The 6,268-nt window shown below is 68.3% G+C and carries 4 protein-coding genes and 1 pseudogene; 4 read left to right on the forward strand and 1 reads right to left on the reverse strand.

The features are described from left to right. Window positions 1–204 (reverse strand): annotated as a pseudogene (locus G554_RS15650) (ISL3 family transposase); the annotation flags it as partial. A gap of 242 nt (window positions 205–446) precedes the next feature. Here G554_RS15650 and G554_RS15655 point away from each other — a divergent pair. The 4 genes from G554_RS15655 (at window position 447) to G554_RS15660 (ending at window position 5,812) form a co-directional block, all read left to right on the forward strand. Continuing rightward, window positions 447–2,303: a BCCT family transporter gene (locus G554_RS15655; RefSeq protein ID WP_051232812.1), complete on the forward strand. Its 1,857-nt coding sequence runs from the start codon at window positions 447–449 to the stop codon at window positions 2,301–2,303. 116 nt (window positions 2,304–2,419) lie between these two features. After that, a complete protein-coding gene (locus G554_RS0109165; RefSeq protein ID WP_027587658.1) occupies window positions 2,420–3,316 on the forward strand; it encodes a hypothetical protein in 897 nt (298 codons plus the stop codon). Continuing rightward, a complete protein-coding gene (nhaA, locus tag G554_RS0109170; protein ID WP_027587659.1) occupies window positions 3,313–4,578 on the forward strand; it encodes a Na+/H+ antiporter NhaA in 1,266 nt (421 codons plus the stop codon). Before G554_RS0109165 ends, nhaA begins: the two co-directional genes overlap by 4 nt. After that, on the forward strand, window positions 4,571–5,812 hold the full coding sequence (locus G554_RS15660) for a glycosyltransferase (RefSeq protein WP_051232813.1): 1,242 nt from the start codon (window positions 4,571–4,573) through the stop codon (window positions 5,810–5,812). Before nhaA ends, G554_RS15660 begins: the two co-directional genes overlap by 8 nt. Window positions 5,813–6,268: the final 456 nt, after the last annotated feature.

Here is a 6,268-nt window from a genome sequence, read left to right on the forward strand (position 1 = left end):
GACCACGGTGTCACGTGGTCTCCCTTCGCAGCCGCAGCGCCGGCACCACTGGTCGGGCTCGACCACCTGGCAGGCCAATACGGCACGATCCGGCTCGAGTCGCTGCCCGGTGACAACGAGGCCGAGTTCGTCGAGGCGGCAGAAGGCAGTCAGGTCGGGGCTGGCGAACGCATCAGCGCGCCCGCCGACGGAAGCGTCGTGCACGTCGAGGTCTTTCGGGCTGAGTGTGTAGGAGCTCTCATCCTCGGGAGACCTCGACCTCTACCCGGCCACCGACGCGCCGGCCCGCCGCGCGACGTGCGCTACACCCTCATCTGGGAAGAGCCGGAAACGTGACACGGAGACGCCAAGCGCCGGCTCGGGAAAGAGATCACCGAAGACGATCCTCAAGGAGGTGACGCATCCGGCGCTGATCCCCCGGGATCGGGGTCGAGGACACGCCGCGCGTGTTCAGTACCAACTGGGCTGTCTTCGGGATCGCCGGTGTCCTCGTCCTCGGAGTCGTCGTCTGGGGCTTCCTCGCCCCCGACAGCATCAGCGCCGCGGGAGCGGCGTCTCTGGGCTGGGTGACCGACAACTTCGGCTGGCTGTTCTCACTGCTCGCGATCGCGACCATCGGGTTCATGTTCGTCGTCGGCTACGGCCGGACCGGCGGCATTCGCCTCGGCGCCGACGACGAGTCGCCGGAGTTCTCCACGGTGTCGTGGATCGCGATGCTGTTCTCCGCCGGCATGGGCATCGGCCTGCTGTTCTGGGGCCCCGCCGAGCCACTGGCCTACTTCACCGACGTGCCGCCGGGCTTCACGGCGGAACCGGGCAGCAGAGATGCGATGCTCGACGCGCTCGCGCAGTCGATCCTGCACTGGGGCCCGATGGCGTGGGCGTTCTACGCGCTCGTCGGCGGCGCGATCGCCTACGCCGCCTACCGCAGGGGACGGGCGCCGCTGATCTCGGCGATCTTCCGCCCCATCTTCGGAGAGCGCACCGAGGGATGGATCGGCGCGGTCATCGACGTGTTCGCGATCATCGTCACCCTGTTCGGCACCGGCGTCACCCTCGGGATGGGCACCCTGCAGATCGCCAGCGGCGTCGAGGTCGTCACCGGCATCGGCCCCCTCGGCAACGCGGGGCTCATCGTCATCATCACGATCCTCACCGCCGCGTTCGTGGTCTCCGCCGTCTCCGGTATCAAGCGCGGCATCCGTGCCCTGTCGAACATCAACATGGTCATCGCCGCGGTCATCGGGGTGTTCATCTTCATCGCCGGCCCGACCCTGTTCCTGCTGAACATGATCCCCGCCAGCGTCTCCGCGTTCTTCGGCGAGCTATGGACCATGCTCCTGCGCAACCCCGCCCAGGGCAACGACGCCGCCGCGTTCATGGCCAGCTGGACCAACTACTACTGGGCCTGGTGGATCTCCTGGACACCGTTCGTGGGCATGTTCATCGCGAAGATCTCCCGCGGCCGCACCCTGCGCGAGTTCGTGACCGTCGTCATCGTCGTCCCCTCGATCGTGTGCATCGTGTGGTTCGGGATCATGGGCGGCACGACCATGCTCTTCGAGTCCCAGGGGAGCGGGATCGCGGATGCCGGATCCCCGGAGGCGATCCTGTTCGCCGTGTTCGGCGCGCTGCCGTTCGGGGTGGTCCTGTCCGTGCTGGCGATGATCTCCATCATCCTGTTCTTCGTCACCTCCGCGGACTCGGCCGCGATCGTGATGGGGTCGATGAGTCAGCGCGGCAAGCCCGAGCCGTCGACGTGGGTGACGATCACCTGGGGCGTTCTCCTCGGCGCCGCAGCCCTCGCGCTGCTCCTCGCGGGAGGGCAGACCGCGCTGTCCGGGTTGCAGTCGATCATGGTCGTCTCGGCGCTGCCGTTCGCGATCATCGTGATCGGGATCATGATCTCCTGGGCCAAGGAACTGCGCACCGACCCCTACATACTCCGCTACCGGTACGCGCGTGCCGCGATCGCGCAGGGCGTCCGGCGCGGCATCGCCGAGCACGGTGACGACTTCGTCTTCGAAGCCGCCGAGGTCGCCGCCGACGAAGGCGCCGGAGCGGGCATCGACACCGACGATCCCGCCCTCACCGAATGGTACGAGACCGCGACCGGACAGATCCCGATCGTCACCGCCCAGGACGTCACCCGCACGCTCGAACCGGGACGCATCCAACCCAAGGGCCCGGGGAACCCCACCCACATCGCCTCCGGAGACGCCTCGCTGACGGTCGGCGAAGAGCGGCGAGCCTCTCGACGAGAAACCCGAGAGAAGATCAGCGACACCGAGAAGGGCGACTGAGCATCGGTCGCCTGCGCGCGCACGGTCCCGAGCAGGTCAGCGTGCGGCGATCTCGGCTGCCGTGTCGAGGAGATCGTAGAGATCCGAACCGTCCAGCCCACGCCGCGGTCGACGAGATGCGAACGATCGGGGAGTGTCTTCTGCGCCACATCGATGAGGACGATCTGCTCGGCAGGGTCCGGAATATGCCGCAGCCCGAAGACGCCAAGGACACTCACCGACGCGGGGCCGTCGCCCCGTTGCTCTCCCGCTGCCCGCGAGCCGACCACGTTATCCGGTTCCGGAAGCTGCGCGAAGGTCGTCTCATAGAGCTCCACGACGGGAGCCTGATTCAACGCCGTGTCGCCGTGCACATGCCCGATGACATAGACATCCCCGGTACGGATGGCGAGGAGGTCGCCGGGCCGGGTGAAGGTGATCGTCTCGCGCGTCGGAGGGCGGCGCGTCAGGGCAACGGGGGCGGAACGAAGCAGCGCAGCGACGTCCGCCGACTGACGCTCGAAGACGTCACTGAGCCAGACCCGGGCGTTCAGCTCGGCGATTCCGGAGACTGCGCGCTCTCTCAGCTCCGGGTCGATCAGCCCCACCTGGTGCAGGCAGGTGGCGAGTGCCAGGGCGACCTGATGGCCGAGCATCCGGTCCGAATCGGAGTGGTCGGCATCGAGCAGTCCCGACCATCGGCGGATCAGGCGCGGGACGACGTCCTCATAGCGTGCTCCCCGATGCCCGGCGTGCTTGGCGTAGATGAAGCTCGTGCCCGCGAGACGGGCGACCTCGTCCTCCACGGTCGCGGGGATCTGGCCGATCGCGAGCTTGTCCAGGATCTGCTTATGTCGCACGCCGACAACGATACGACGGGACGAGGAGGGACTAGCCAACGGCGACGGCCCGGCGCGCCTGCCGGCGCGCGGCTGTCGAGTTGTCACGTAAGGTGGATTCCGGCGCGTCGGGAAGTCTGGTCGACATCGACGCCGGCGACACCCGCCGGCGGTGTGACCAGAGGAGACCCATGACGCCAGTGACCCGTGTTCGTGACGCCCGCCGCCGTGTGCGGCGATGGGTGACGCTCGAGACCACCAGCGGATTCCTGCTGCTGGCCGCGGCCGCACTCGCTCTCCTCTGGGCCAACTCGCCGTGGCATGACACTTACACTGCCTTGTCGGAGATCACCCTCGGTCCCGCCGTTCTTCATCTCGACCTCTCGTTGTCGAGTTGGGCGGCCGACGGTTTGTTGGCGGTGTTCTTCTTCGTCGTCGGCGTCGAACTCAAGCACGAACTCGTCGCCGGAAGCCTCCGCCGTCCGCGGGAGGCGGCCGTTCCCGTCCTGGCCGCGGTGGGTGGGATGATCCTGCCGGCCGTGTTCTTCGTGAGCGTGATCCTCGTCTCCGGGGATCGGGAGGCCCTGCACGGGTGGGCGATCCCGACCGCGACCGACATCGCGTTCGCTCTCGCCGTGCTGGCGATCTTCGGCCGCGGGCTGCCGCGGGCGCTGCGAACTTTCCTGCTCACGCTGGCCGTGGTCGACGATCTGCTGGCGATCGTGGTGATCGCGGTGTTCTACACGACCGGGATCGACATCATCGCCCTGGCGTGCGCTCTCGGCCTCGTGGTCCTCTTCGGGGTCATGGTGCGCATGCGGCGCCCGCAGTGGTGGCTTCTCGTCCCGCTCGCTCTGGCCGCATGGGGGTTCATGCACGCATCCGGCGTGCACGCGACCATCGCCGGAGTCCTGCTCGGCTTCACCGTTCCTGCCCGGATCATCCACGGCGAGCCGGAGCCGCGAACCCACCGGCTCGATGACGCGATCCGCCCGTTCTCCTCCGGCATCGCCCTGCCCGTGTTCGCGTTCTTCTCCGCCGGTGTGTCTCTGATCGACGGCGAGGGGCCCGCGGCAATCCTCGGCCAGCCGGTCGTGCTCGCCATCGTCGCCGGGCTCGTGCTCGGAAAGCTCCTCGGCGTGCTGGGCATGACCGCGCTGGTCGCCAAGCTCACCCCGTTGCGACTGCCCGACGCGATCGGCATCCGTGATCTCCTCCCCGTGGGGCTTCTGACGGGAATCGGATTCACCGTGTCCCTGTTGATCGCCGAGCTGTCGTTCCCCGACACCGAACACACCGACGGTGCGAAGATCGCGATCCTGATCGGCACCCTCATCGCCGCGATCTCCGCCGCGATGATGCTGCGATGGGACGCCCGCAAAGCACGCAACGCGGACATGAACGAGGACGGGCAGCCGGACCGGGATATCGCCCGCATCGGAGACGACGATGCCTAACGCGTCCTCGGCTCCTCGCCACGGCCGGGTCCTGCTGGCCACGGCCGGGAGCCGAGGGGACGTCGAGCCGTTCTTCGGCCTCGCCGCGGTGCTGCAGGAGGCAGGGCACGAGGTCCGCGTCGCAGCGCCCGACGATCCGATCCCCGGTGAGGGCATCGACGTCGCCAGCCTCGGCGTGGGCTTCCGGCGACTGACCAGCATGACGCAGGAATCGCGCAACGGTCTCCGCGCCTTTCGTGAACAGATCCGGCCCGCGATGAGCATCATGCTCGCACGGGTCGTGGACACCGCCATGTCCTGGCAGCCGGACATCATCGTCTTCCATCCCAAGCTGCTCACCGTCCCGGTCGTCGCCGAGCGCCTCGGCATCCCCGCTCTCGACGTCGGGTTCACGCCCGTACTCAGCCCCACGCGCGAGTTTCCCGCTCCCGGTGTGGCGAGTCGCTCTCTCGGTGCGGTCGGCAACCGGCTGAGCTATCACGCCGTCACACTGGGGGAGCGGTTGTTCGCCGCGGACATCCGCGCGGCGAGACGCAGACTCGGCCTTCCCTCTTCGCGCCGGGTCGCGTCGCCGGCCGGATCACTGATCGCCGTGTCGCCCACGCTGCTGCCACGCCCGGCGGACTGGCCCTCGACGACGCACCTCACCGGCGACTGGCCTGCGCCCCCTGCGCCCTCGGCACTCTCGCCTGCCGTCCGGGAGTTCCTCTCAGACCCCGCGCCGTTCGTGTATGCCGGGTTCGGGTCCATGCACGGCGGAGACGCCGTCTCCCGGGCCGAAGCCATCGTCGAAAGCGTACGGGCAGCCGGCCTCCGCCTCCTGCTCGCCACCGGTTGGGGAGGTCTCGAACCGCCACATCGATGCCTGCGACCCGATGTGCTGATCGCCGAGAGCGTGCCGCACGAGCATGTGCTCGGGGCGGCTACAGTCGCGATCCATCACGGCGGTGCGGGCACCGTGCACGCAACGGCCAGGGCCGGGACGCCGTCGATCATCGTTCCCTTCCTCGCCGACCAACCATTCTGGGCCCGCCGACTCCAGCACGCCGGACTCACCGGACCGGCGCTGCACCGAAATCACCTCACCCCTGACCGCGTGAAAGGTGCGATCGCTGACGCCGTCGACCGGACACCGCAAGCTCAAGCCGCGGCGGAAGCCATGCTGCGCGAAGACGGACCCGCCGCGGCGACCGCACTGATCGCCCAAACACTGACGAGCGTGCACACATCATGACCTCACGCATCCTCCTTGCCGGAGACCTCACGCTCCCTGAACTGACAGAGGAAGACCACTCGGCACCGGAGCCCGGGATCAGAACAGTCGTCTGGGGATGCGACCTCACCGGCATCACGAACCGACGGGCTTCCCGGGCGCGGCTCAGACAAGCCGGCCTCGACGCGCTGAACGCCTGCCGGCACACCCCCGGCGCGCGCCACATCGTCCTCGTATATTCCGCGGAACCCAACGTGAGACCCTCTCTCCACCGGGTCGCCTCAGCCGTAGCGACCAGGCTGCACACCGAGCTTGAACGACGAACCGGCCGCGACCTCGACGCTATCGCGGCTCATCCGAATCCAGGGTGTAGTCGGGGTCTGAACCCGCCGGTCTCGAGCAGGGATCTGGCGATGTAGTTGGTCAGGTTGCGGAACCCCAGCGCCGAGCCGCGCAGGTGCTCGAGCCTGCCGTTGA

It is taken from the genome of Acidipropionibacterium thoenii DSM 20276 (assembly GCF_000423445.1).
Classification (GTDB): domain Bacteria; phylum Actinomycetota; class Actinomycetes; order Propionibacteriales; family Propionibacteriaceae; genus Acidipropionibacterium; species Acidipropionibacterium thoenii.